This is a genomic window from Microbacterium sp. CIAB417 (genome assembly GCF_022788845.1).
Genome location: NZ_JAHZUT010000002.1, coordinates 1090190 through 1113721, shown reverse-complemented (window position 1 = coordinate 1113721; position 23532 = coordinate 1090190). Strand labels below are relative to the sequence as shown.

General features: G+C 69.5%; 21 protein-coding genes. 5 read left to right on the top strand and 16 right to left on the bottom strand.

The features are described from left to right. Positions 1 to 182 precede the first annotated feature (182 nt). Positions 183 to 452: a 30S ribosomal protein S15 gene (gene rpsO / locus KYX17_RS11840; protein ID WP_137416542.1), complete on the bottom strand. Its 270-nt coding sequence runs from the start codon at positions 450 to 452 to the stop codon at positions 183 to 185. Between the two features lie 149 nt (positions 453 to 601). Between rpsO and KYX17_RS32285 the strand changes: the two genes are divergently transcribed. From KYX17_RS32285 to KYX17_RS11825, 3 genes are all read left to right on the top strand, one after another. Continuing rightward, a complete protein-coding gene (locus KYX17_RS32285; protein WP_243227173.1) occupies positions 602 to 826 on the top strand; it encodes a DUF167 domain-containing protein in 225 nt (74 codons plus the stop codon). Between the two features lie 5 nt (positions 827 to 831). Further along, entirely contained in the window at positions 832 to 2118 is a 1287-nt protein-coding gene (locus KYX17_RS11830) for an MFS transporter (protein ID WP_243227172.1), read from the top strand. An 89-nt stretch (positions 2119 to 2207) separates the two neighbouring features. Next, the gene (locus KYX17_RS11825) at positions 2208 to 3131 is read left to right on the top strand and encodes a DMT family transporter (RefSeq protein WP_308220870.1); all 924 of its coding nucleotides are present in this window, start codon (positions 2208 to 2210) and stop codon (positions 3129 to 3131) included. A 43-nt stretch (positions 3132 to 3174) separates the two neighbouring features. Here the strand turns inward: KYX17_RS11825 and KYX17_RS11820 are convergent, their stop codons facing one another. The 5 genes from KYX17_RS11820 to KYX17_RS11800 all read right to left on the bottom strand — a co-directional run bounded on the left by KYX17_RS11820 (position 3175) and on the right by KYX17_RS11800 (position 8048). Next, entirely contained in the window at positions 3175 to 3735 is a 561-nt protein-coding gene (locus tag KYX17_RS11820; RefSeq protein WP_243227171.1) for a YceI family protein, read from the bottom strand. A gap of 165 nt (positions 3736 to 3900) precedes the next feature. Then, the gene (locus KYX17_RS11815) at positions 3901 to 4269 is read right to left on the bottom strand and encodes an FKBP-type peptidyl-prolyl cis-trans isomerase (protein WP_243227170.1); all 369 of its coding nucleotides are present in this window, start codon (positions 4267 to 4269) and stop codon (positions 3901 to 3903) included. 106 nt (positions 4270 to 4375) lie between these two features. Beyond that, positions 4376 to 5773 (bottom strand): NtaA/DmoA family FMN-dependent monooxygenase, encoded by a 1398-nt coding sequence (locus tag KYX17_RS11810; RefSeq protein ID WP_243227169.1) that lies wholly within the window; start codon positions 5771 to 5773, stop codon positions 4376 to 4378. After that, complete coding sequence (gene add / locus KYX17_RS11805) at positions 5770 to 6768, bottom strand: adenosine deaminase (protein WP_243227168.1); 999 nt, start codon at positions 6766 to 6768, stop codon at positions 5770 to 5772. The genes KYX17_RS11810 and add overlap by 4 nt, the downstream gene beginning before the upstream one ends. Positions 6769 to 6842: 74 nt before the next feature. Next, positions 6843 to 8048 (bottom strand): PrsW family intramembrane metalloprotease, encoded by a 1206-nt coding sequence (locus KYX17_RS11800; protein ID WP_243227167.1) that lies wholly within the window; start codon positions 8046 to 8048, stop codon positions 6843 to 6845. A gap of 38 nt (positions 8049 to 8086) precedes the next feature. On the opposite strand from KYX17_RS11800, the gene KYX17_RS11795 reads away from it, so the two are divergent. Then, complete coding sequence (locus KYX17_RS11795; protein WP_243227166.1) at positions 8087 to 8956, top strand: fumarylacetoacetate hydrolase family protein; 870 nt, start codon at positions 8087 to 8089, stop codon at positions 8954 to 8956. 50 nt (positions 8957 to 9006) lie between these two features. Here KYX17_RS11795 and KYX17_RS11790 read toward each other — a convergent pair whose 3' ends face one another. The 5 genes from KYX17_RS11790 to KYX17_RS11770 form a co-directional block, all read right to left on the bottom strand. Next, positions 9007 to 9477 carry a DUF4190 domain-containing protein gene (locus tag KYX17_RS11790; protein WP_243227165.1) on the bottom strand — a complete coding sequence of 157 codons (471 nt, stop codon included), beginning with the start codon at positions 9475 to 9477 and terminating at the stop codon, positions 9007 to 9009. A gap of 77 nt (positions 9478 to 9554) precedes the next feature. Beyond that, entirely contained in the window at positions 9555 to 11018 is a 1464-nt protein-coding gene (locus KYX17_RS11785) for an aspartate ammonia-lyase (RefSeq protein ID WP_243227164.1), read from the bottom strand. Positions 11019 to 11133: 115 nt separating this feature from the next. Continuing rightward, complete coding sequence (locus tag KYX17_RS11780; RefSeq protein WP_243227163.1) at positions 11134 to 12051, bottom strand: phosphodiesterase; 918 nt, start codon at positions 12049 to 12051, stop codon at positions 11134 to 11136. Positions 12052 to 12085: 34 nt separating this feature from the next. After that, a complete protein-coding gene (locus tag KYX17_RS11775) occupies positions 12086 to 12421 on the bottom strand; it encodes a peptidase (RefSeq protein ID WP_243227162.1) in 336 nt (111 codons plus the stop codon). Then, entirely contained in the window at positions 12421 to 13647 is a 1227-nt protein-coding gene (locus tag KYX17_RS11770) for an inorganic phosphate transporter (protein WP_243227161.1), read from the bottom strand. Before KYX17_RS11770 ends, KYX17_RS11775 begins: the two co-directional genes overlap by 1 nt. Positions 13648 to 13873: 226 nt before the next feature. Between KYX17_RS11770 and KYX17_RS11765 the strand changes: the two genes are divergently transcribed. Beyond that, positions 13874 to 15976: a S9 family peptidase gene (locus tag KYX17_RS11765; protein ID WP_243227160.1), complete on the top strand. Its 2103-nt coding sequence runs from the start codon at positions 13874 to 13876 to the stop codon at positions 15974 to 15976. Between the two features lie 130 nt (positions 15977 to 16106). Here the strand turns inward: KYX17_RS11765 and KYX17_RS11760 are convergent, their stop codons facing one another. The 5 genes from KYX17_RS11760 to KYX17_RS11740 all read right to left on the bottom strand — a co-directional run bounded on the left by KYX17_RS11760 (position 16107) and on the right by KYX17_RS11740 (position 23495). Beyond that, positions 16107 to 16943, bottom strand: a complete 837-nt coding sequence (locus tag KYX17_RS11760; protein WP_243227159.1) for an endonuclease domain-containing protein — start codon at positions 16941 to 16943, stop codon at positions 16107 to 16109. A gap of 182 nt (positions 16944 to 17125) precedes the next feature. Beyond that, positions 17126 to 18154 (bottom strand): 6-phosphofructokinase, encoded by a 1029-nt coding sequence (locus KYX17_RS11755; RefSeq protein WP_243227158.1) that lies wholly within the window; start codon positions 18152 to 18154, stop codon positions 17126 to 17128. A 118-nt stretch (positions 18155 to 18272) separates the two neighbouring features. Next, positions 18273 to 20420 (bottom strand): DEAD/DEAH box helicase, encoded by a 2148-nt coding sequence (locus tag KYX17_RS11750; protein ID WP_243227157.1) that lies wholly within the window; start codon positions 20418 to 20420, stop codon positions 18273 to 18275. 165 nt (positions 20421 to 20585) lie between these two features. Beyond that, positions 20586 to 21185, bottom strand: coding sequence for a hypothetical protein (locus KYX17_RS11745; RefSeq protein ID WP_243227156.1), 600 nt, complete (start codon positions 21183 to 21185; stop codon positions 20586 to 20588). Between the two features lie 81 nt (positions 21186 to 21266). Then, a complete protein-coding gene (locus KYX17_RS11740; protein ID WP_243227155.1) occupies positions 21267 to 23495 on the bottom strand; it encodes a cation-translocating P-type ATPase in 2229 nt (742 codons plus the stop codon). Positions 23496 to 23532: the final 37 nt, after the last annotated feature.

The following is a 23532-nucleotide window of genomic DNA, read 5'->3' as shown; positions in this document are numbered from 1 at the left end:
GCCCGCATCCCCCACTTGACCGCGAGACTGCATTTCCCTCACGAGATCACGGGTAAACACAGTGATCTCGTGTAGAAGATGCAGTCTCGCGGTTCTTTGATGCGGCGGGCATACAAAAGCGAAGGCCGCCCCACACCGTGGGGCGGCCTTCGAAGAAAGCGATATACGCGATCGCGCTGAGATCAGCGGCGCAGACCGAGACGCTCGATGAGCGAACGGTAGCGGTTGATGTCGATGTCCTGCAGGTAACCCAGCAGGCGACGACGCTGACCGACCATGAGGAACAGACCACGACGCGAGTGGTGGTCGTGCTTGTGCTCCTTGAGGTGCTCGGTGAGGTCCTTGATGCGCTGCGTCAGCATCGCGACCTGCACCTCGGGGGATCCGGTGTCACCGGGGTGCGTCGCGTACTCTTCGATGATCGCCTTCTTGACGTCGTTCTCGAGTGCCATAGATGGGATCCCCTCTCTCCTCGTTGCGCGGCGCCCTCCGGCTGATCCGGGGGCTCTCTTTATCCGCGGCCGATCGAACGGCAACCTCGAAAGTCTACCAGCGTTCGGCGCCGACCCCAACCGCGCCCGGCGACGGTACGCTCGCACCCGTGCAGTTCACCGTCCGCGTCAAGCCCGGCAGCCGCCGCGGACCCCTCGTCGAGGCGGATGCGGACGGCACTCTCACCGTGCACGTGCGTGAGCGCGCGGTCGACGGCGCCGCGAACTCCGGGGTGATCGCGGCCCTCGCGGCGCACCTCGGCGTCCGGCGCCAGGACGTCACGATCCGCACGGGGCACGCCGCTCGCATCAAGCGCATCGAGGTCGCCGAGTGAGGCGGATGCGGCTCGCGCGTCATCTGATTGACGTGCGCCCGCTCACCACCAGCGCGCCGTATGCGCGGATGTGGATCGGCTCCACGCTCGCGGGCCTCGGCGGGCAGCTGACGATCGTCGCCGTCATGCTGCACGTCTATGCCCTCACCGGCTCCGACTTCGCCGTGGCCATGGTCGCGGTTGCGGGCCTGGTCCCGATGGTGCTCGCCGGGCTCTACGGCGGGATGCTCGCCGACGCGTTCGATCGGCGCCTGGTCGCCCTCGTCGCCGCCTGCATCACCTTCGCCTCCACAGCCCTGCTGGCGGCTCTCGCCTGGTCCGGCGACGAGACCGTGTGGTGGCTGTATGCACTGAGCATCGTCAACTCCGCCGCCAACTCCGTCGTGATGGCCACCAAGTCGGCCATCACGCCGCGGCTGTTGCCCCGCGAACTGCTGCCGGCGGCAGCCGCCCTCAACGGCGTGACCGTCGGGATCATGGTGATGGCCGGCCCCGCACTCGCGGGCGTCCTGGTCGCGACCGCAGGCTATGCCTGGACCTACTCGATCGACGTCGTGCTCATGACCTCGCTGTTCCTGGGCCTGTGGACCCTGCCGAAGCTCCGCCCGGAGGGCGAGATCGTCCGCCCCGGCCTCGATTCCCTCCGGGACGGCTGGGCGTTCCTGCGCCGCGCGCGCAACATCCGGATGCAGTACCTGCTGGACATCATCGCGATGACGTTCGGGCAGCCGCTCGCCCTGTTCCCCGGCATCGGCGCCGTACTGCTCGGCGGCGGGCCGGTGACGACCGGCATCCTCACCGCTGCGGTCGCCGCGGGCGCATTCCTGTCGAGTCTGTTCTCGGGCCCGATCGGCCGGGTGCGACGCCATGGGCTCGGCATCGAGCGCGCGATCCAGGTCTACGGCGGTGCGATCGCCGTGTTCGGACTCGTGCTGGTCGCAGCGGCCCTCGGGTGGTTCGCGGGCGGCGACGTGAACGTCGTCCTGGTCGCGGGCGCCTGCGTGGTGCTCGCCGTCTCGGGCGCGGCCGACAACGTGAGCGCGATCTTCCGCTCGACCATGATGCAGTCGGCGGTGCCCGACACGATGCGCGGCCGCCTGCAGGGCATCTTCGTCGTGGTCGTGGCGGGAGGCCCGCGCATCGGCGCGCTCTACGCCGGGAGTCTCGCAACCCTGACGGCGCTGTGGTTCCCCCCGCTGCTGGGCGGCATCGTCATCATCGCGCTCGTCGGCGTGCTCGTGCGTCTGAGCCCGGGCTTCCGCGCGTACGACGCACTCCATCCGGTGCCCTGAGCTGCGGCTCGCTGCCGTTGTGCGGCGCCTTTCGGACATCGCATCCGCCAGGAGGTTGGAGTGTCGGTGTCCGTCACTAGAGTCGGTGAGTGCTTCCCGTCGTGCGCCACGCCGCCCCGCCCCGCCAGGCGGTCATCGCCGTGCAGTTCGTCCTGACCGGCATCATCTGGGGCTCCAGCTTCCTGTTCATGAAGGTCGCACTCGGCGGGCTCTCCCCCGCCCAGGTCGCGTGGTCGCGGCTCGTGCTCGGGGCGGTGACGCTGGGGATCTTCGTGGCCGTTCGCAGGGAGGTGCTCCCCCGGCGACTCGTGGTGTGGATGCACATGCTCGTGCTCGCACTCTCGTTCTGCGTCGTGCCGTTCCTGCTGTTCTCGTGGGCCCAGCAGCACGTCACCTCGGGCCTTGCGAGCATCTACAACGCGACCACCCCGATCATGACCGCGGTGATGGCCTGGGCCCTGTTTCGCGTCGAGAAGCTGCGCATCATCCAGATCGCGGGAATCCTCATCGGCATCCTCGGGGTGATGGTGATCATCGCGCCCTGGCAGGGACTCGCCCCCGATCAGAGCCTCATCGCCCAGTTCGCCATCCTCGGCGCCACCGCCTGCTACGGCTTCAGCCTCGCCTACATGCGACGCTTCACGTCCGACAGCGGCATGAGCCCGCTGGTCTTCTCGTTCCTGAACATCGGAATCGCCGCGGTGATCATGCTCGTGCTGACGCCGTTCATCGCTCTCACGCCCGTGCGGCTGGATGCGGCGATCATCGTCTGCCTCGTGCTCCTCGGCTGCCTCGGCACCGGCGTCGCCTACATCTGGAACCAGAACGTCCTCCGCGCCTGGGGCCCCACCCGCGCGTCCACCGTCACGTACATCACGCCCGTCGTGGGCGTCGTGCTGGGCGCCGTCGTGCTCGGCGAGACGGTGTCGTGGAACGAACCCGCGGGCGCCCTCGTCGTCTTCCTGGGCATCCTCCTCGCGCAGGACCGCCTGCGGCGCCGCGCGCGGACATGACGAAGGGGACGGATGCGGCCGCATCCGTCCCCTTCGTGTGCGATCAGGCTGCGACCGTGCCCTGCAGGTCGAGCTCGATCGTGACGTCCTTGCCGACGAGCACGCCGCCGGTCTCGAGCGCGGCGTTCCAGGTGAGGCCGAACTCCTCACGGTTGATGACCGTCTTGGCCGTCGCGCCGGCCTTGTAGTTGCCCCACGGGTCGGTGCCGAAGCCGCCGAACTCGAGCTCGAACGTGACGGGCTTCGTCACGTCCTTGATGGTGAGGTCGCCGTCCACGAGGAAGTCGCCCTTCTCGTAACGCACACCCGTCGAGACGAAGGTCATCGTGGGGTAGTTCTCGACGTCGAAGAAGTCGGCCGAACGCAGGTGACCGTCGCGACCCTCGTCCTTGGTGTCGATGGAGGCGACGTCCACCGTGGCCTCGACCTTGGCCTCGAGCGGGTTCTCCGGGGCGATGATCGTGGCGCTCTTCACACCGAAGGTGCCGCGCACCTTCGAGATCATCATGTGGCGCACCGCGAAGGTGACCTCGCTGTGCGAGGCGTCCAGCGTCCAGGTGCCGGCCTTGTATCCGGGGATCTCGATTGCGTTCGTGTCGGTCATGTTCGCTCCAAAACCAGGGCCGCGCGTTTCGCGGCGTCGAGTCCAGTCAACCGCATCCTCGGGGAACGTATTCCCCTGAATGCAAAATTCTGACGAGAGTCTTAAGAACTTCCGGTGGACCACGACGAAGGGCCCCGGATGCCCGGGGCCCTTCGAGAGATCGTGTCAGCCGACCTTCAACAGGTCGATGATGAAGATGAGCGTCTTGCCGCCGAGGAAGTGGCCACCTGCGGGGCCGTACGCCAGGTGCGGCGGGATCACGAGCTCGCGGCGACCGCCGACCTTCATGCCCGGGATGCCGTCCTGCCAGCCCTGGATGAGGCCTCGCAGCGGGAACTGGATGCTCTCGCCACGTCCCCAGGAGGAGTCGAACTCTTCGCCGGATTCGTACTCGACGCCGGCGTAGTGCACCGTGACGTTGTCGCCCGGCTTCGCCTCGTCGCCGTCTCCGACGATGATGTCGCGGATGACGAGCTCGGTGGGAGCGGGCCCTGCGGGAGCGTCGAACTCGGGCTTCGTGCGGTTGTCAGTCATGCCTCCATCCAAGCACGTCGCCGCCGCCCGCGAGGCGCGGCCGACCCTCTTGACAGCATCCGACGACGGGTGGATCCTGACATCAGAACAACTCAGCGCTCGGGAGTCACGCAGGCATCGCCGCGGCACCGGGCGCTGAGTCTTTTCCGGCTCGCTCCAGCCGAGCTCCGGGGCGCTCCCGCATCCGTTCGCGCAGCGTCGGACCGGCAGGCGCAGCCAGCCGGCCTCGCTCGCGAAGGCGCGGAAGCACCAGCTCCCCGAACGCTTCGACGTCGCGGGTTCCGAAGACCGGCTCGAAGAGGAACCCGTCGAGACCGGTCTGGTCGGCCAGCTCCGCGACCCGGTCGGCGACGTGCTCCGCGTCCCCCACGATGCGGAAGCCGCGCGTGCCCTTGCCGCGCAGGTCGTCGAGGATCTGGCGCACGGTCGGTGCCGGTGAACCGTCGCGGCCGAGGAAACGCTCGATGTTGCTCGTGCCCATCTGACCGACCACGCCACCGGCGGCCACGACCTCCGCGAGGGTCTTGTCCGGATCGAGCTTCAGCAGATCGATGCCGGTGTTCCCGGCGTAGAGGGCGGCCACGACTTCGTCCGACTGCATGCCGTGGAACTCGCGCCAGAGCTGCTCGGCGCCCTCCTGCGTCTCGTCGACGATCGCCGTGAGCCCTGCCATGATGCGGATCTCGTCGGGATCGCGCCCCGCGTCGGCGGCACGGCGGCGGATGTCGGCGACGGCCGCCGCCGTGTGCTCTGGCGTCGTGGCCTGCACGAACACTCCCTCGGCATGTGCGGCCGCGAGCGCCCGACCCTTCGGGGAGGTGCCCGCCTGGAAGATCACCGGCGTGCGCTGCGGCGACGGAGGGGCGCCGAAGTATCCGCGCGAACGGTAGTGCGCCCCCTCGAACTGGGTGCGATGGATGCGGGACGGGTCGATGTAGACGCCGGAGTCCGCATCCGCCACCAGCGCGTCGTCGTCCCACGACTGCTCCCAGTAGCTGCGAGCGAGGGACACATACTCCTCCGCCATCTCGTACCTCGTGTCGTGCGCGACCATCTCCGGGTGCCCGAAGAGCTCCGCGACGGCGTTCTGCGAGGCACCCGTCACGACGTTCCAGCCGATGCGACCGCGCGTGAGGTGGTCGAGGGTGCTGAACCGGCGCGACAGTGGGAGGGGATGATCCATCCCCGTCGTCGCCGTCACGACGAAGCCCAGCTTTTCCGTCTCGCGGGCGAGGATCGGGATGATGGTCGACGGATCGAGCCCGGAGAAGTTGATCGCCGCGGACAGGCACGCCGCACTGATGTCGCCGTTCTGCATCGGATAGCCGAAGCCGTCGGCGAAGAAGAGGAAGTCGTACCCGGTACGGTCCATGATCTTCGCCATGCGCACCCAGCGCTCCGGATCGAGGTAGTCCGCAGCGTCGCAGAGCGGGTGCGCCCAGCTGTAGGTGCCGCCGACCTGCGGCGCGTAGACCTCGAAGACGCCGAAGTGAAGGTTCGTCACAGCGCCTCCCCCAGCCATGCCTCGATGTCGGCCTTCGCGCGCGCCTTGAGCGCGTCCCCGGCGAGCGTCGTTTCGATGGAGCTCCACGCGCATGCGGCGAGCTGGCGGTCCGTCAGGCCGATCTGCTCGCGCGCGACGACGTACTCGTCGAGGATGCCGGGACCGAACAGGATCGGGTCGTCCGCATTGATGGAGCACCGCACGCCCGCATCCAGCAGCTGCGGGAGCGGGTGACGGGCGAGGTCGTCGACGACGTCCAGCAGCAGATTGGAGGTGGGGCAGGTGTCGAGACAGATCCCCCGCCGCGCCAGCTCCGCCACGAGCGTCGGATCCTCGATCGCCCGCACGCCGTGGAGCACCCGCGCAGCACCCAGGTCGTCGATGGCCTGCCAGACCGATTCGGGACCCACCAGCTCGCCCGCGTGCGGCGCGGATTGCAGGCCCGCGGCGCGGGCGATGTCGAACGCGGGGGCGAAGTCGGCGGCGGGATACCCGCGCTCCTCGTTCGCGAGCCCGAGGGAGACGACGCCACGACCCGCGCGGGCCGCTGCCGCCTCCGCGAGGGCGATGGCTTCGGCGAGGGGCTCGGTGCGATCGACCGTGACCATGAGGCCCACCTCGACACCGTGCCGTTCGCCGGCGATGCGAACGGCGTCGAGATGGGCGTCCAGGGCCGCCTCCAGGGTCCCGAAGGCGGCGAGATAGAACTGGGGACTCACGCCGAACTCGACGTACACCGCGCCGTCGGATGCCGCATCCGCCACGGCCTCGTCGATCAACCGCACGAGGTTCTGCGGATGCGCCAGGACCGCGAGCAGCCCCTGGTACATGTCGGCGAACGCGGTGAACCCGGAGAATCCGGACACCGGTGGGATCTCGACCGACATCTCCGCGGCCAGCTCGGCGAGCGTCGCGGGCCTCATGGCCGCCTCGAGGTGGACGTGGAGATGCCCCTTGGGCAGGGCGGCGAGATCGCGGAGGGCCGAGTCGGCCATGGACGCTCCTGACGTCGAGTGAACTGGTCGGTTCACGATAGCGACGCGGTGTTTCGCTCAGATGACGTCCGGCCTCAGAGCGCGAACAGGGCCGCGCGAGCGGCGACCGTGCGCTGCAGCAACGCGGCCTCCTCCGCGCTCGCCCGGGGGTCCCTTCCGCTGATCGCGCGCTGTCGCGCCGCAGCGAGCGCGGTCGCGTCGGCGATGAAGGTCCGCATGATCGGCACCCGGTCACCGTTGAGCGTGCGCGCCCAGGCGAGAGCGGCGCGGCGCCCCGCCGCGGTGGCGAGCATGTCGACCTCTTGCGGGGTGAACCAGCCCACGGCCGCGTACTCCCCCAGACGCGCGCGCGTCAGGCGCGCCTCCTCGCGCCGGAGGAACACGATCGCGACGACGAAGATCACGAAGAGGGGGACCTGGAGCACGGCGTACAGCGCGAAGAAGTCGCCCAGGAGGGCGGAGCCGTTCCAGAGCGCGTGCAGGGCGATGGCACCGACGAGGCCCGCCAGCCAGGGTCCGAGCGCGCCGCCGAGGCGGACGCCGCGACGGGCGGCGAGCCCCAGAGCGAACCCGGTGACCGCGGTGAACATGACGTGTGCGAACGGCGAGAGGATGCCCCGCACGAAGAAGGTCGCGGAGGCCTGCGTGAAGCCGCCCTCGATGAAGGCGCTCGCGAAGTACTGAATGTTCTCCGTGAAGGCGAACCCCGCACCGATCAGCCCGCCGTAGACGATGCCGTCCACCGGCCCGTCGAAGAAGCGTCGGGCGGCAGCGAAGATCAGGAGCACTCCGAGGCCCTTGCCGATCTCCTCGACGATCGGCGCCTGCACGACCGACTGCAGCAGGAGCGCGAACTGCGAGTCGCTGCGACCGAACGTCAGCAGCAGCACGAGGTCCACGCCGAGGGCCAGCGCCACGGCGGCGATGGCTCCCCAACCGAGCGCGAGGACGACGAGGCCCTTCGGCTCCGGCTCCCAACGATCCACGATGCGCAGGGCCCAGAGCACGCCCGCCAGCGGCAGCAGCGCGAGGATCCCTCCCAGCAGCGAGGCGACCGGTCCGATCGCCTCCAGGAAGTAGCCGACGAGCACCACGAGCAGGACCACGAGCAGGGCACCGACCCAGATGTAGAGTCCCCACGCCCGCCGGACCGGCGCGCCGACGGGCGGCTGCGAGGTCGCGGGGGCCGCAATCGGTGCCGGGGCGGCATGAACCGGCTGCGCCAGTGCGGAATCGAAGGCCGGCGGAGTGAGAGTCGGGCGGCCGTCGGGGGTCGTCATTCCCTCAGCCTACGGTCGCCGCCGGTAGCGTGGAGGGCATGCGCTTCGCCCACCTCCGCACCGCTGCGAATCCGGAGCCGAGACTCGTCGTCGTCGACGAGGACGCCGCTGCCTTCGTCGACGCCCTCTTCCCGCACGCCCCGAGAACACTCGAGCAGCTCATCCTCGGTGGAGACGAGCTGCTGGCGCGCGTGCGGGATGCCGCGGAGTCAGCCGAGGTGGAGCGCTTCGGGTTCGAGGGCGCCGAGTTCGCCTCGGCGGTTCTCGCGCCACCCGTCATCCTCGCGGTCGGACTCAACTACGCCGCGCACTCGGGCGAGCTGGGGCTCAAGACCGACCAGACCCCGACAGTCTTCGTGCTGTGGCCGAACTCCCTCACGGGACACGATCAGACCACGAGCTGGCCGCGCAGCCTCAGCGAATCCGTCGACTACGAGGCGGAGCTCGGTGTGATCATCGGCCGCCCCGCGAAGAACGTCCCACAGGAGAAGGCCCTGGACCACGTGTGGGGCTACACGGTCGTCAACGACGTCACGGCGCGCGACATCCAGTTCTCCGAGGCGCAGTGGTCGCGCTGCAAGTCGTTCGACGGCTTCACCCCGACCGGCCCGTTCGTGGTGACCGCCGACGAAGTACCCGACCCGCAGGATCTGCACATCTGGACGGTCGTCGACGGCCATACTGTGCAGGACGCGTCGACCGGGCAGATGATCCGACCGGTGTCGACGCTGGTGTCGCACCTCTCCCAATCGGTGACGCTGCTGCCCGGGACCCTGATCTCCACGGGCAGCCCCGGCGGCGCCGGCTACTCTCGCGATCCGCAGATCTTCCTGCGCGACCGATCGACCGTGACGGTCGGCATCGACGGCATCGGCGCCCTGACGACGCACTGCCGCATCCTGGACTGAACGACGATGGCCCCCAGAGCACCTGGGGGCCATCGTCGTTTCAGACCGGCTCAGCGGGAGGTGCAGGACTGGGTCACCCCGTTGATCTGGTACGAGCCGTCGGGGTTCTCCAGGCAGTACCGCATCGCCTGTTCGAAGACGCTGGCGAAGCTCACGATGAGGATGATCCCCACGATGATCCCGATCACCATGAACACCGAGCTGAGGATGATGGCCCAGACCGCGGGAAGGTTGCGCACGCCGGCCTTGCGGCTCTGCACGAGCGCGACGATGCCGAGGATGAGGCCGATCAGCTGCGCGAAGAAGGCCAGGATGAGTGCCACGATGCCGAGCGTCTTGCCCGGCACCGGAGCGCCGGGGGCCGGCTGGCCGGGAACCGGGCCGGCAGCGGGCGGCGCCGTCGGATAGGCCGGAGGCGCCTCTGCGGCGGCGGGCGGTGCCGTCGGATACGCCGGCGGCGCGGCGGGGTAGGCCGGCGGGGCCGGCGGGGTGTTCTCGGGCGATCCGGTCGGGTCGGTCATGATTCCTCCTGGTTCGGCGCGGGCACGGTGCGCGCTCCGACGCTATCGGCTGCGCCGCGCGGTCGCACGGTCGACACTCAGTCCTGGGTCGGAGTCAGGCTCGTATCGATGATCGGGATGGCTGCCGTGATGGCTTCGAGGCCCGAGAGCCGCGCGGGTGAGAGCTGCTTGAGCACCTCGTCGCGGGGCATGAGTCCCGCCTCGACGACGAGATCGGCGACGTTTCGACCGGTGAGCAGCGCCGTCTTGGCGAGCGCCGCGGCCGCGGCGTACCCGATGAAGGGCGTCAGAGCGGTGATCGCGCCCACCGACGAGCCGACCATCGCGCCCAGGCGATCGTGGTTGGCCGTGATCCCCTCGACGCAATTCACCCTCAGCGTCCACATGGCCTGCCGCATCCAGGTGATCGACTGGAAGATCGAGTGGGCGATCACGGGTTCGAAGGCGTTCAACTGCAGCTGGCCGCCCTCGACCGCCATCGTGACCGTCATGTCCGCGCCGACGACGGCGAAGGCGACCTGGTTCACGACCTCGGGGATGACGGGGTTGACCTTGCCGGGCATGATGCTGGAGCCCGCCTGACGCGCGGGCAGGTTGATCTCCCCGAGACCCGCCTGCGGACCGCTGGAGAGCAGCCGCAGATCGTTGCAGATCTTCGAGAGCTTGATCGCGTTGCGCTTGAGCGAGGAGGAGAACGACATGAACGAACCGGTGTCGCTCGTGGACTCGACGAGGTCGTCGGCCGTGGCGAGGTCGAGCCCGGTGATCTCGCGCAGATGGCGGAGCACGGCGGGCGCGTAGTCCGGATGCGTCGTGATGCCGGTGCCGATGGCGGTCGCCCCCATGTTGACCTCGTGCAGCAGCCACGCGTTCTCGCGCAGCCGGTGCAGATCCTCGCCCAGCGTCGTGGCGAAACCGTGGAACTCCTGCCCGAGCGTCATCGGCACCGCATCCTGCAACTGCGTGCGGCCGACCTTGAGCACGTCGTGGAACTCGCGCGCCTTGTCGAGGAACGCCTGGCGCAGCAGATCGAGCTCGACCAGCAGGCTCTGCAGGGTGAGCGAGAGCCCGACCTTGATCGCGGTCGGGTACACGTCGTTCGTCGACTGGCTGCGGTTGGTGTGATCGATCGGCGAGAGGAACGCGTAGTCGCCCTTCTCGCGCCCGGCGAGCTCGAGCGCCACGTTCGTGATGACCTCGTTGGCGTTCATGTTGGTCGAGGTGCCGGCGCCGCCCTGGATCACGCCGACGACGAACTGGTCGTGATGGCGACCCGAGATGACCTCCTGCGCCGCCCGATCGATGAGCGATGCGCGCTCCGCGTCGAGCACCCCGATCTCGCGGTTCGCTCGGGCCGAGGCCTGTTTGACCATCGCGAGCGCGACGATGAGGTCGGGGTAGACGGAGATCGGGCGCTTGGAGATGTCGAAGTTCTCGAGGGCTCGTGCCGTGTGGATGCCCCAGTAGGCATCCGCGGGGATCTCGAGGCTCCCGAGGGAGTCGGTCTCGGTACGGGTACGCGTCGTTGCGTGCTCTGGCATGCGTTGTCCTTGTGGGTCGTCGGCCGGTTGCCTGACCGAGCCTAATCGCCGTTCTCACGCACACCACCGGACACGGCGTACACCCCCGACCCGGCACCGTCCCCGGCGGCGAGCGTCAGCGCGGGCGCTTGCGGGAGAACGCGTCGAGGCGCTCTTGCGGGGTGAGCGCTGCCATCCTCGCGTTCCATTCGGGCGTGAAGAAGCCGGCAGTCTCGGCCTCGACGACCGGGACGACCGCGTGTGTGACCGTGTCGTCATAGACGTGCACCAGATGGAAGGACTGCCCCGCATCCATCCCGTTGACCTCGTCCGCGGGGCGGGCCAGATCCATCGTGTAGCAGGTGGCGGCAGCGACGCTCACGGGCACTCCGGCGAACGTACCGGAAGTCGAGTGGTGGAGGTGTCCGGCGAGGATGCCACGCACATCGCTGTCGCGTACCACGCCCGCCAGCCGGTGCTGGTCTCGCAGCTCGAGGATGTCGAAGAACGGGATGTGGCTGGGCAGCGGCGGATGATGCATCGCCAGGAGTGTCCCCAGTGGCGCGGGCGTCGCCAGCACATCGGCGAGCCACGCCAGCTGTGCGTCGTCGATCTCACCGTGGTGCCAGCCCGGCACGGTGGAATCGAGCACGACCAGACGCAGGCCGTTGAGGTCGTGGACGGCGGTGACGGGCTCGTCGCTCGCCGCCGCATCCAGCAGCTCGGTGCGCAGCGGCGCGCGTTCATCGTGGTTGCCTGCGACCCAGACCAGCGGCGCACCCCACCGCTCGGCGGCGGGCTCCAGCACCTCGCGCAGCGCCCGGTAGGCCTCGGGCTCGCCCAGATCGGTGAGATCGCCCGTGCACACCACCGCGTCGGGGCGGATGCGGGTGCGATCGATCGCGGCCACCGTGCGCCGCAGGTTCGCCAGCGTGTCGTAGCGTCCGCCCAGCGGTGCGTTGCCGGCGAGGAAGTGCGTGTCGCTGAGGTGGACGATCGTGCGCCGAGCGGGTGGATGCTCCCCGAACTGCACGACGGCGGATGCGGCACTCATAGGGCCACCCTACGACCCGCCGCCGACGCCGGGATCAGTGACCGATGACGATGAGCAGCAGCCCCGACAGGACGGCCAGTGCGCAGAATCCGAACGCCGCGCACGCGACGGCGAAGGCCAACCGCTTCTGCCCCACCGTCAGCGGCGAGCGCTTGGCCGCCTTCGCCGCGGCCTTCTCGGCCTTGGCTCGCTGCTTGTCGCTCATGACGGTGATGGCATCGGTGAACTCCACCGGCGCCACCACCGGCGCTCGTCCGGCGCGCACCAGCATCCGAAGGCCCAGGGCGTAGCTCCCGACGACGGCGCCGGCCGCGATGAGAGCGGCGAAGAAGACCTGGACGAAGGCGAACCAATCGATCTGGATGTCCATCAGCGCTGTCCCTTCTCCTGGCGTGCCCGCTCGCGCTCCAGGCGACGCTGGCGGCGCGTGGGCGGCGGGTTGCGCTTGACCTTGACGGCACGCCCGGAGTCGGCGACCTCGCTCATGGCGTTGGCGGCGGTGACCTCGTCACGGCGGGAACGCAGGAAGAGCAGGAGCACGATGATCACGGCCAGGACCGCGTCGATCGCGATGCCCCACGGGCCGAGCCAGGCCACGATGAGAGCCGCCGCCGCGCCGACGATGCCCGCCGCGGGAAGCGTGAGCAGCCATCCGATCGTGATCCGACCGACCGTCCGCCAGCGCACCTTCGCGCCGCGGCGACCGAGCCCGGACCCGATGACCGAGCCGGATGCCACCTGGGTGGTCGACAGGGCGAAGCCGAGGGCGCTGGACGCGAGGATCGTGGCGGCGGTCGAGCTCTCCGCCGAGAACCCCTGGGCCGGCTTCACGTCGGTGAGGCCCTTGCCGAGCGTGCGGATGATGCGCCAGCCGCCCATGTACGTGCCGAGGGCGATCGTGAAGGCGCAGGCGAAGATGACCCACAGCTGAGGATCGGCGTGAGCCGAGTCCTGCCAGCCGGCCATGATCAGCGCAAGAGTGATCACACCCATCGTCTTCTGCGCGTCGTTGGTGCCGTGGGCAAGGGCGACGAGCGAGGACGAGAAGATCTGCCCCCATCGGAACCCGTCGCGTCCGTCCGGCTTGCCGTCGTAGCGCCGGGTCACGGCGTACGCGAGCTTGGTCGCGGCGAAGGCGATGACGCCCGCCGTCACCGGAGCGATCAGGGCCGGGAGGATGACCTTGCTGAGCACGACGCCGAAGTCGATCGCGTAGGCGCCGATGCCCACGAGCGTCGCGCCGATGAGGCCGCCGAACAGCGCGTGCGACGAGCTCGAGGGAAGACCCAGCAGCCACGTGAGCATGTTCCAGGTGATGGCGCCGATGAGCCCGGCGAAGATCAGCGGGAGGAAGGCTCCGGGTGAGATCTGATCCTCGCGCACGATGCCGTGGGAGATGGTCTTGGAGACCTCGGTCGACAGGAACGCGCCGACGAGGTTGAGACCCGCCGCGAGCAGGACGGCGACCTTCGGCTTCAGGGCACCCGTCGCGATAGGCGTGGCCATCGCGTTGGCGGTGTCGTGGAAGCCGTTGGTGAAGTCGAAGAAGAGCGCGAGTCCGATGATCAGGACGACGATCAGTGCTGCGGTTTCCACCGTTCGCTTTCGGTGAGAGGGAGAAGGAGGGAGAGCCGAGCGAACGGCGGCGCGAACGAACAGTTCACCGTGAAGTCGGCATTCGTTAACCCGACCACACGGAATCCTTACATCGCCCGCCCTCCCGGTCAACTCAGTGCGCCGGGCGTAACCAGCGCTCCGCGTCGCCTCGCGCAGCTCCTGCGCGGACGGGCCGGAACCCGCCGCATCCGACTAGCGTGGAACGGTGACCGACTCCGCCATCCCCGCAGCCCCGCATGCCGCTCGCAAGGTCCGCTCGCGTTCGCACCACGGCGACGTCTTCGACGACCCGTACGAATGGCTCCGCGACAAGGACGACGCCGACGTCGTGGCACACATCGAGGCCGAGAACGCCTACACCGACGCACGCACCGCGCACCTCGCGGGCCTTCGCGAGCAGATCTTCCAGGAGATCAAGGGACGCACGCTCGAGACCGATCTCTCCGTGCCCACCCGGCGCGGTGCGTGGTGGTACTTCTCGCGCACCGAGGAGGGCAAGCAGTACGGCATCCACTGCCGCGCGCCGCTCGCCTCCCCCGACGACTGGACGCCTCCGGTCCCGGAGGGCGCGCTGCCGGGCGAGCAGGTGCTGCTCGATGGCAATGCGGAGGCCGACGGGGAGGAGTTCTTCTCCCTCGGCACCTTCGAGGTCTCCACCGACGGCCGGCTGCTGTTGTACGGCGTCGACACGTCCGGAGACGAGCGGTACACGCTGCGCGTGCGCGACCTCGAGACGGGCGCGACGCTACCCGATGTCATCGAGGGCACGTTCGCGGGCGCTTCGCTGTCTCCCGACGGGCGCTTCGTCGTCTACTCGACCGTCGACGACGCATGGCGACCCGACAAGGTCTGGCTCCACGAGCTCGGCACCCCGGTCACCGATGATGCGCTGCTGTTCCACGAGGACGACGACCGCTTCTGGGTCGGCGCCGGCTTCACCCGCAGCGACCGCTTCCTGGTCATCGGGGTCGGCTCCTCCATCACCTCCGAGGAGTGGCTGCTTCCCGCTGACGATCTGCGCGGCGAACCACGCGTGATCTGGCCGCGCCGGGAGGGCGTGGAGTACGACAGCGACCACGCCGTGGTGAACGGCGAGGACGTGCTCTACATCCTGCACAACGATCAGGCGGTGGACTTCGAGCTCGTGCGAGTGTCCGCATCCGATCCGCAGGGTGGGCGCGAGGTCGTCGTGCCGCACCAGGCAGGACGCCGACTGCTGGGGCTGTCCACCTTCCGCGACTGGGGGGTGCTGGCCTACCGCCGCGAGGGGCTGGCGCGACTCGGCATGCTGGACTACGCCGACGGCGCAGTGGCCGAGGTCGAGTTCGACGAGCCGCTCTACTCTGTCGGGACGGCGGGCAACCCCGAGTGGGCTCCTCCCCTCATCCGTCTGGGCTACGGCTCGTTCGTGACACCGTCGACGGTCTTCGACTTCGATCCCGTCACCGGCGAGCGCCTCGTGCGCAAGCAGCAGCCGGTTCTGGGCGGCTACGACAGCGCCGACTACGCGCAGGCGCGCGTCTGGGCCACCGCCCAGGACGGAACGCAGGTGCCCGTCTCGCTGGTGTGGAAGCGCTCGTTCGGGGATGCGGGGGCTGCGCCTCGACCCGTGCACCTGTACGGCTACGGCTCGTACGAGCACTCCATCGAACCGGCATTCTCTGTCGCACGCCTGTCGGAACTCGACCGCGGGGTGATCTTCGCTGTCGCCCACGTACGCGGCGGCGGCGAGATGGGCCGGGAGTGGTACGAGAACGGAAAGCTGCTGGCCAAGCGCAACACGTTCACCGATTTCGTCGACTGCGCCCTGCACCTGATCGATCACGGCTACACCTCGCCGGAGCTCCTCGTCGCCGAGGGCGGCTCGGCGGGCGGCTTGCTGATGGGCGCCGTCGCGAACCTCGCCCCGGAGCTGTTCGCCGGGATCCTCGCCGACGTGCCGTTCGTGGACGCCCTGACGACGATCCTCGACCCTTCACTCCCGCTGACGGTCATCGAGTGGGATGAATGGGGCGACCCGCTGCACGATCCCGAGGTGTACGCCTACATGAAGACGTACTCGCCGTACGAGAACGTGCGCGAGGGCGTCGCGTATCCCCGCATCCTGGCGGTCACCTCGTTCAACGACACCCGCGTGCTGTACGTGGAGCCCGCGAAGTGGGTGGCACGGCTGCGCGAGGTCGGCGGCGATGCGCTCCTCAAGTGCGAGATGGTCGCCGGCCACGGCGGCGTGAGCGGGCGCTACAACGCTTGGCGCGAGCGCGCGTACGAACAGGCCTGGATGCTGGACGTCCTCGGCCTCGCCTGACTCCGCCGATCCCCGCCGCGGTCGCCGGCCCGGCGCCCGTCGCACCCGGCCGTCAGGAGATATCCCTCCATCAGGAAGATCCCGCGCCGATCATCCTGATGGAGGGATATCTCCTGTTGGGGCGACTTCTTCAGCGGTGGAGGCCCTGCGCTATCGCCATCGCGACCGTGTCCATCACCTGGTCCGCCTGGAACAGGAGCTGGTAGTAGTCGAAGCGCAGCACGGTGTAGCCGCGGAGCGCGAGACGGGCATCCGCAGCGAGGTCCCGACGCCGTTCACTGGCCTGGTGGTGGGCGAACCCGTCGATCTGAACGACGAGTCGTCGCCCGATGAGCCCGTCGACGGGATGGCCGTCCAACCACACCTGCTGCTGGACGTCGACAGCCAACCGACGCATGAGTTCGACGAAGCGGGTCTCGATGCCGGAGTCAGAGAGATATCCCGCCAGCGCAGCCATCTCGCGCGCAGCGACCGCACCCCACTCGATGCGCGCGAGAACCGCATCATCGACGAGGCCTCGACGCAGCGCTGATTCCCAGATCGCCAGCGCCTCCCACCGGACCACGCATGCCGCAACGTGGAAGAGAACGTTCACGATCGGATCCAGCACGGCGTCCGCGGCGGTCGGCATCGGCGCCGCACCCCAGTGGACACGGAGTCCATCACGATCGAAGCGGGACGCGTTCGCCGCGACGGAGAGGTGGAGCTCGCCGTGCTCCCGCACCCACAGTCCGAGCCGCTCGGCCGCCGAGACGCAGGTGATCCGCCCGCCGACGACGACAGCCCTGCGGACCGCCGGGTTGGCACCGCCCGTCACCACCCACCCGCGTTTCGGTCGCTCCAATGCTCCTGCCGCCAGCGCGGTGCGCACCGCGTGCCGGGTGAAGCCGTCGGCGAAGAGCGATGTCACCAGCGCCGCACCACCGCAGCGATCGACGTGGGCGACGAGTTCGGTCGTGTTCGGCATAGCCCGAGGATGCGGTCTGCGCCGCATCCTCGGCAGCTCATCTACCCCGCACCGGGGGACACGCCGGGGCGTGAAGAGTGAGGAGACGACGCCGTAACGCAGGAGATCTCCGCTCGACAGGAGGATCCGGAGCGGACCATCCTGTGGGGCGAAGATCTCCTGATGAAGGGGCGCGAGCCGACTCAGCCGAAGAGCGCGGCGGCCTCTTCGTACCGGTACTGGGGAACCGTGTTCAGCTCACCGAGGGCCTCGGCGAACGGGACGCGCACGATGTCGGTGCCGCGCATGGCGACCATCTGACCCCACGCACCGTCGACGATCGCGTCGGCCGCGTGCAGGCCCAGGCGGGTCGCGAGCACACGGTCGAAGGCGGAGGGAGATCCGCCGCGCTGGATGTGGCCGAGCACCGTCGCACGGGTCTCGATGCCGGTGATGCGCTCGATCTCGGGGGCGAGCACCTCGCTGATGCCGCCGAGGCGGGGTCGGTTGAAGGCGTCGAGGCCCTTGTCGCTGAAGGCCTCGTCCATGCCCGTGAGCTTGAAGCCCTCGGAGACGACCACGAGCGGCGCACGTCCGCGGTCGTGCGCGCGGCTGACCTGGTCGACGATCTCGTCGATCGACATCGGGACCTCGGGGATGCAGATCACGTGCGCGCCCGCGGCGACACCCGCGTGCAGCGCGATCCAGCCCACGTGACGACCCATGACCTCGGCGACCATGCAGCGCTGGTGCGAGTCGCCGGTGGTGCGCAGACGATCCATCGCGTCGGTGGCGATGTTGACGGCCGTGTCGAAGCCGAACGAGTAGTCGGTCGCCCGCAGGTCGTTGTCGATCGTCTTCGGCACACCGAGCACGTTGATGCCGTCGTTCGCGAGGCGGTTGGCAGCCGCCAGCGTGCCCTCGCCGCCGATCGCGATGATGCCGTCGATGCGGTGCCCGTACAGGGTCTTCGCGATGTTCTCGGCGCCGCCGCGCGGACCCTCGTAGGGGTTGGTGCGGCTGGTGCCGAGGATCGTGCCGCCCACCTTCGACAGGCCCTTGACTTCATGCCGCGTCAACGGGAAGAAGTCGCCGTCGACCACGCCGCGCCATCCGTCGCGGATACCGACGAACTCGAGGTCGTAGGTCGTGGTGCCCTTGAGCACGACGCCGCGGATGACCGCGTTCAGTCCGGGGCAATCGCCGCCGCTGGTGAGAATACCGATCTTCATGCTGGAGTCCCTGCTTTCCGGGTGATGGTGCTCCGGGGAATGGGGCGACGCTGCCTCACCGACACTATCGCCTCGGAGCCCCCGGGCGCACACCCGGGGCCGTGCATATGGATGCGGGTCAGCCGCCGAGCGCAGACCGCGTCAGGTGCATGAGCGCGGACAGCTGCACGGAGTCACTGGAACCGGGCTCGACCGCGTGACCGTCGAGCGCGCGGAGGGACAGCCCCTGCTTGGCGTCGATGAGCTCGGCGATCTTCGTGTCGATCGTGTGCGCGGCGATGATGCGCCACGCCGTGACCGGCTCGTCCTGCCCGATGCGGTGCACGCGGTCGATCGCCTGCGTCTGCTCGGCGGCGGTCCAACTCAGCTCCGCGAGCACCACGTTGGATGCTGCCTGCAGGTTGACGCCGACGCCGGCGGCGGTCAACGAGCAAACCGCGACAGCCACCTCCGGGTCGGAGTTGAACGCGTCGATGGCCGCCTGGCGAGCGATGGCCGTCTGGTCGCCACGCAGCGACACGGTCTTCAGCCCGGCCGCGGCGAAGTGCGCCTCGGCCGCATCCATGACGTCGATGTGCTTCGCGAAGAAGACCACCTTGCCGACCGAGCGCTGCAGCTGCACGGTGTAATCCGCCGCGAGCAGGGCCTTGGCCTGGCCGATGCGGCGCACCATGGTGAAGACGTTCTCGCTGCCGGATGCGGCGGCCTTCGACTCGTCGAGCTCGTGCTGGGCGACCAGGCGCACGATGTCCTCGTCGATCTCGCCGATCGACAGGCCGCGCTCGCCACGGGCCTCGATGATGCGGCGATACCGCGCAGCCAGACGCTCGCCCAGCTCGCGCTCGGCGTGCCGGATCGAGCGGCCGTACTCGTCGTCGAGCTCGACGGGCAGATCCGCGACGAGCTTGTCGGGAAGATCCGCCGCCACGTCGGTCTTTCGCCGACGGACGATGCCCATGGAGATGACGGCGCTCCGCGCCTGCGGGTAGAACGCCTTGTCGGCGGGCGTGAGCCCCGTCTCGTCGAGCTTGGCCATGAGCTCCGGCCCCGGCTTCTCGCCGTTGGTCCAGCCCAGGAAGCGCCAGATCGCGTCGAAGTCCTCGACGTCGTTGATCAGGGGCGTACCCGTCAGCGCCAGCATGAGCGGATCGCGCCGCGCCTCGCGGATGCGGCCGGCTAGGGCCAGGACGTTGCGTGAGCGCTGCGAGGTGAGGTTCTTGATGAAGTGCGCCTCGTCGACGACCATGCCACGCAGGCCGATCGTGCTGAGCCACGACAGGTGACGGTCGAGGACCTCGTAGTTGACGATGAAGACATCGGCGAACGCGTCGATGTTCTCGCCGTCGCCCTGGATGACGGTGGCGCGCCGCTGCGGCGTCCACCGGTGCACCTCGCGCGCCCAGTTCATCTTGACCACGTTGGGCACGACGACCAGCAGCGGATACGCGTTCGCGACGGATGCGGCGAGCACGGACTGCGCGGTCTTTCCGAGACCGGGCTCGTCGGCCAGCAAGAAGCTGCGGTGCCCCTCGCGCACGGCCTCGAGGAAGCGCGACTGGTGCGCCATGACCTCGAGCCCCTTGGGCGACAGACGGTCGAACTCGGGCACGGGAGGCAGGTCCATCGACGCTGCTCCCCCGCCGGCGCCCGTCTCGAACGCCTTGTACAGCGGCCCCATGAGCTCCCAGTCGTCGAGACGACGGCGCGGGGTGCTGCCGGTGGAGCGCGGGGTCAGATCGGGCGCGAGGAACGGGTTCGCCATCTGGCGGGCCTCGACCTGCGGCGGCACGACCTGCCGGGACGCTGCCGCGGCGGGAATCATGGCCACGGGCGTCGCCGGCGCGGCATCCGTGATGATCAGCTCGTCGGGCGCGAGCTCCGCCCCGGACTCCAGCAGCCAGTCGCGCCGCATCCGCTTCGCGACCGGCGAGGTCGCCTGGTCGACTTCGAGCAGCTGGATGAGGGATGTGTCGCGGGCGGCGGTCTTGGCGAGGATGGTCGCCACGCCGTCGAGCCGCTTGAGCAGCTCGGCGCGGGACGCGTCGGTGAGCGTCGTGTCGGACTTCACGCGGGCGCGTTCCTCGCGCACCAGGAAGGCGATGACCTGGAACTTGACTCGGTTGGTGGGGCCCAGCTTGCCGCGCTGAGCCTTGGCCTCGACCTCGCGCACCTTGCGCGCGAGGATCGGGATGACGGGGGCCTCGTCGTCGCGCTTGGCGGACGAGGACTTTCTACGGCGTTGCGCCGCCGGTGCCGTGGTCGGCATGCTCCTCCTGAGCGTCGGGTCCGCAACGGACCGTCGACCGGTGTTTCGAGTCTCGCGGGCGGCTCGGTGCCGGCTCGTACGCGAGAGAGTCGACCGGGCCTGACGTGGATGCAGGGATCCGGGCCGACGCTCACAGTTTAGGGCATCGAGCGTGCTTTAGCAGTCTCACCCCCAGAGAGTGGCGGCGATGTCCTCCGTGTACCCGTCCGGCACGCTCGCGCTCCATGAGGTCGCGACCCAGCCATTGCCGCGCAGGAAGTCGGCTTCGTTGCCGCTCGTGCACAGGATGCCGCCCGAGTTGTCGGAGCAGACGAAGCCGGCCGCAGCCAACATGTCCTGGATGCGCGGCGCATCGGCCGGATCCACGATCGTCACACTCGTCGCGAGGGCGGCGCCGGCCGCGGTTCCCCACGTGCAGCGCAAGGTGGGCACGCCCGAGTCGATCAAGCCCCTCAGGGACGCGACCTGGGTCGACGCGATGTCGACGCCGGCGTCGTTCAGCGGCGGCAGCTCGGCACCGAGACGGCTGCGCATCGACGCCGAGTAGATCGCGTCGCACGAGGCCGGCAGCTCGATCTCCTGCGCCTGCGGGCGCGGCGTCGACGATGGCGAGGAGGTGGGTGACGACGAGGCGCCGGGGGTGGACGACTCGGACGGCGTCGTCGAGCCGGACGGCGACGCCGTCTCCGTCGGCTCGGGGACGCACGCGGTCAGCGCGAGGACGACCGCGCACAGGCCGATGGCTGCGCCGAGGGAACGAGACATGCGGATCACGACAACCTCCGGGAGTGGGACAGCTTCGACACTAAGCGGAGTGTCCCGACCTCCCCCGCAGCCGCGCCGTGATCAGCGGGCGCTGCGCAGTCGGAGGCTGTTGAGCACAACGAACAGGCTCGAGAACGCCATCGCGGCGCCCGCGATCATCGGGTTCAGCAGGCCGGATGCGGCCAGCGGGAGCGCGGCGAGGTTGTACGCGAAGGCCCAGAACAGATTGCCTCGGATGACCGACATCACCCGGCGGCTGAGGGAGAGGGCCGTTCCGACCTGGCTGAGCCGCGATCCGGTCAACGTGATGTCGCCGGCATGGCGGGCGGCATCCGTTCCCGCCCCCATCGCGATCCCGAGATCGGATGCGGCGAGAGCTGCGGCGTCGTTGACGCCGTCGCCCACCATCGCCACCCGCCGTCCCTCCGCCTTCAGCTGTGTGATCGCGGCGAGCTTGCCCTCGGGGCCGACCTGCGCCCTCACCTCGTCGATCCCGACCTCTGCGGCCACCCGACGGGCGACGGGTTCGGCGTCGCCGGTGAGCAGGAGCACGCGCATGCCCTTGCGGGAGAGCTCGGTGACGGCCTCGGCCGCATCCTCGCGCACGGCGTCCTCGAGCTCGAAGACGGCAGCGGCGTGCATGCACCCGTCATCGTCGGCCCACCCCACGATGACGTTGGTCCCCACGCTGTCCTCGAGGGCGGCGGCGAGGTCGGCAGGCAGCTGCGCCCCCTCAGCCGCGGCGAGCGCGGCGTTCCCGGCGAACGCGCGGACCCCCTCGACTTCGCCGAGCACACCGCGGCCGGGAACGGCAGCGAAGTCGGAGACGACGGGCGCGTCCGGGAGGGCGAGCGCGCGGGCGACGGGGTGTTCCGAACCGGCCTCGAGGGCCCCGGCGATGCGACATGCCCGCGCCTCGTCGACGCCGGGCGCGACGACCGCGCGGCGCACCCGCATCCGCCCGGTCGTGACGGTACCGGTCTTGTCGAGCACGACCGTGTCGATGTGCTGCGCGTTCTCAAGGGCGTCGGGCCCGGTCACGAGGATGCCGAGCTGCGCACCGCGGCCGGTGCCGACGAGGATCGCCACGGGGGTGGCGAGCCCGAGAGCGCACGGGCAGGCGATGATGAGCACGGCGACGGCCGCGACGAATCCCTCGGCGACCGATCCGCCCGCGAGGATCCATCCGATCAGGGTGAGCACCGCCAGCGAGACGACGATCGGCACGAAGACCGCGGAGATCCGATCCGCCAGGCGCTGCACGCGACTCTTGCTCATCTGCGCGTTCTCGACGAGCTGGGCGATGCGTGCGAGCCGCGTGTCGGCACCGACCGCCTCCGCCCGAACGCTCAGCGCGCCGCCGTGCACGATGGTGCCGCCGGTGACCGAGGATCCCGGCACGACGGCGACCGGAACGGCCTCGCCGGTGAGCATGCTCTCGTCCACATCCGCCCGTCCGTCCACGACGGTTCCGTCGGTGGCCAGCGTCCCGCCCGGACGCGTCACGAACACGTCTCCCGGACGCAGTGTCTCCAGCGGTACCGTGCGCCCGTCGACGAGTTCCACCTCGGGCGCGGTCAGCTCGCCGAGCGCGCGAAGCGCCGCACCGGCCGCGCGGCGCGACCGCTGCTCGATGTAGCGTCCGAGCAGCAGGAAGACCGTGACGGCGGCGGCCACCTCGAAGTAGACGAGGGAAGTGGCGTCGTGCACCGGCCCGATCAGGACGACCTCGTGCCGGATGCCCCAACGCCCGGCGGATCCGAACAGCAGAGCCCACAGACTCCATCCGAACGCGGCGAAGGTGCCCATCGTAATGAGCGTGTCCATGGTCAGCGCTCCGTGGCGGAGGTTCGCGAACGTCGCACGGTGGAACGGCCATCCGCCCCACAGCACCACGGGAGCCGCGAGCACCAGCGACAGCCACTGCCATCCGGGGAACTGCCACGCCGGAACCATCCCGAGCGCGACGACGGGGACCGCCAGGGCGGTGCTGACCATCAGGCGCGTGCGCAGGGTGGTGACCCCGGGCGCATCCTCCGCCTCGTGCACGTGACCGCCTTCGGGATGAGCGCGCGTGTGCACGGGCCGGATGCGGGCCGTATAGCCCGCCTGCGCGACCGCCTGCACGAGCCGCTCCTCCGGGAGGTCCGCGGGGTAGCTCACGTGAGCGGACTCGGTCGCGAGGTTGACCGCCGCCGCCACGCCGTCGACCGCAACGAGTCGCTTCTCCACCCGTGCCACGCAGCTGGCACAGGTCATTCCTTCGATGTCCAGGACCGCCTCACGGGTGGTGCTGCCGCTGTCGTGCATGTCGCCATCCTCCTCGCCCTTTGCAACGATATACCCC

Coding starts and splice junctions, on each gene's coding strand:
- rpsO (WP_137416542.1), bottom strand. CDS start 452: ATGGCACTCGAGAACGACGTCAAGAAGGCGATCATCGAAGAGTACGCG.
- KYX17_RS11830 (WP_243227172.1), top strand. CDS start 832: ATGCGGCTCGCGCGTCATCTGATTGACGTGCGCCCGCTCACCACCAGC.
- KYX17_RS11820 (WP_243227171.1), bottom strand. CDS start 3,735: ATGACCGACACGAACGCAATCGAGATCCCCGGATACAAGGCCGGCACC.
- KYX17_RS11815 (WP_243227170.1), bottom strand. CDS start 4,269: ATGACTGACAACCGCACGAAGCCCGAGTTCGACGCTCCCGCAGGGCCC.
- add (WP_243227168.1), bottom strand. CDS start 6,768: ATGGCCGACTCGGCCCTCCGCGATCTCGCCGCCCTGCCCAAGGGGCAT.
- KYX17_RS11800 (WP_243227167.1), bottom strand. CDS start 8,048: ATGACGACCCCCGACGGCCGCCCGACTCTCACTCCGCCGGCCTTCGAT.
- KYX17_RS11795 (WP_243227166.1), top strand. CDS start 8,087: ATGCGCTTCGCCCACCTCCGCACCGCTGCGAATCCGGAGCCGAGACTC.
- KYX17_RS11790 (WP_243227165.1), bottom strand. CDS start 9,477: ATGACCGACCCGACCGGATCGCCCGAGAACACCCCGCCGGCCCCGCCG.
- KYX17_RS11785 (WP_243227164.1), bottom strand. CDS start 11,018: ATGCCAGAGCACGCAACGACGCGTACCCGTACCGAGACCGACTCCCTC.
- KYX17_RS11780 (WP_243227163.1), bottom strand. CDS start 12,051: ATGAGTGCCGCATCCGCCGTCGTGCAGTTCGGGGAGCATCCACCCGCT.
- KYX17_RS11775 (WP_243227162.1), bottom strand. CDS start 12,421: ATGGACATCCAGATCGATTGGTTCGCCTTCGTCCAGGTCTTCTTCGCC.
- KYX17_RS11760 (WP_243227159.1), bottom strand. CDS start 16,943: ATGCCGAACACGACCGAACTCGTCGCCCACGTCGATCGCTGCGGTGGT.
- KYX17_RS11755 (WP_243227158.1), bottom strand. CDS start 18,154: ATGAAGATCGGTATTCTCACCAGCGGCGGCGATTGCCCCGGACTGAAC.
- KYX17_RS11750 (WP_243227157.1), bottom strand. CDS start 20,420: ATGCCGACCACGGCACCGGCGGCGCAACGCCGTAGAAAGTCCTCGTCC.
- KYX17_RS11745 (WP_243227156.1), bottom strand. CDS start 21,185: ATGTCTCGTTCCCTCGGCGCAGCCATCGGCCTGTGCGCGGTCGTCCTC.
- KYX17_RS11740 (WP_243227155.1), bottom strand. CDS start 23,495: ATGCACGACAGCGGCAGCACCACCCGTGAGGCGGTCCTGGACATCGAA.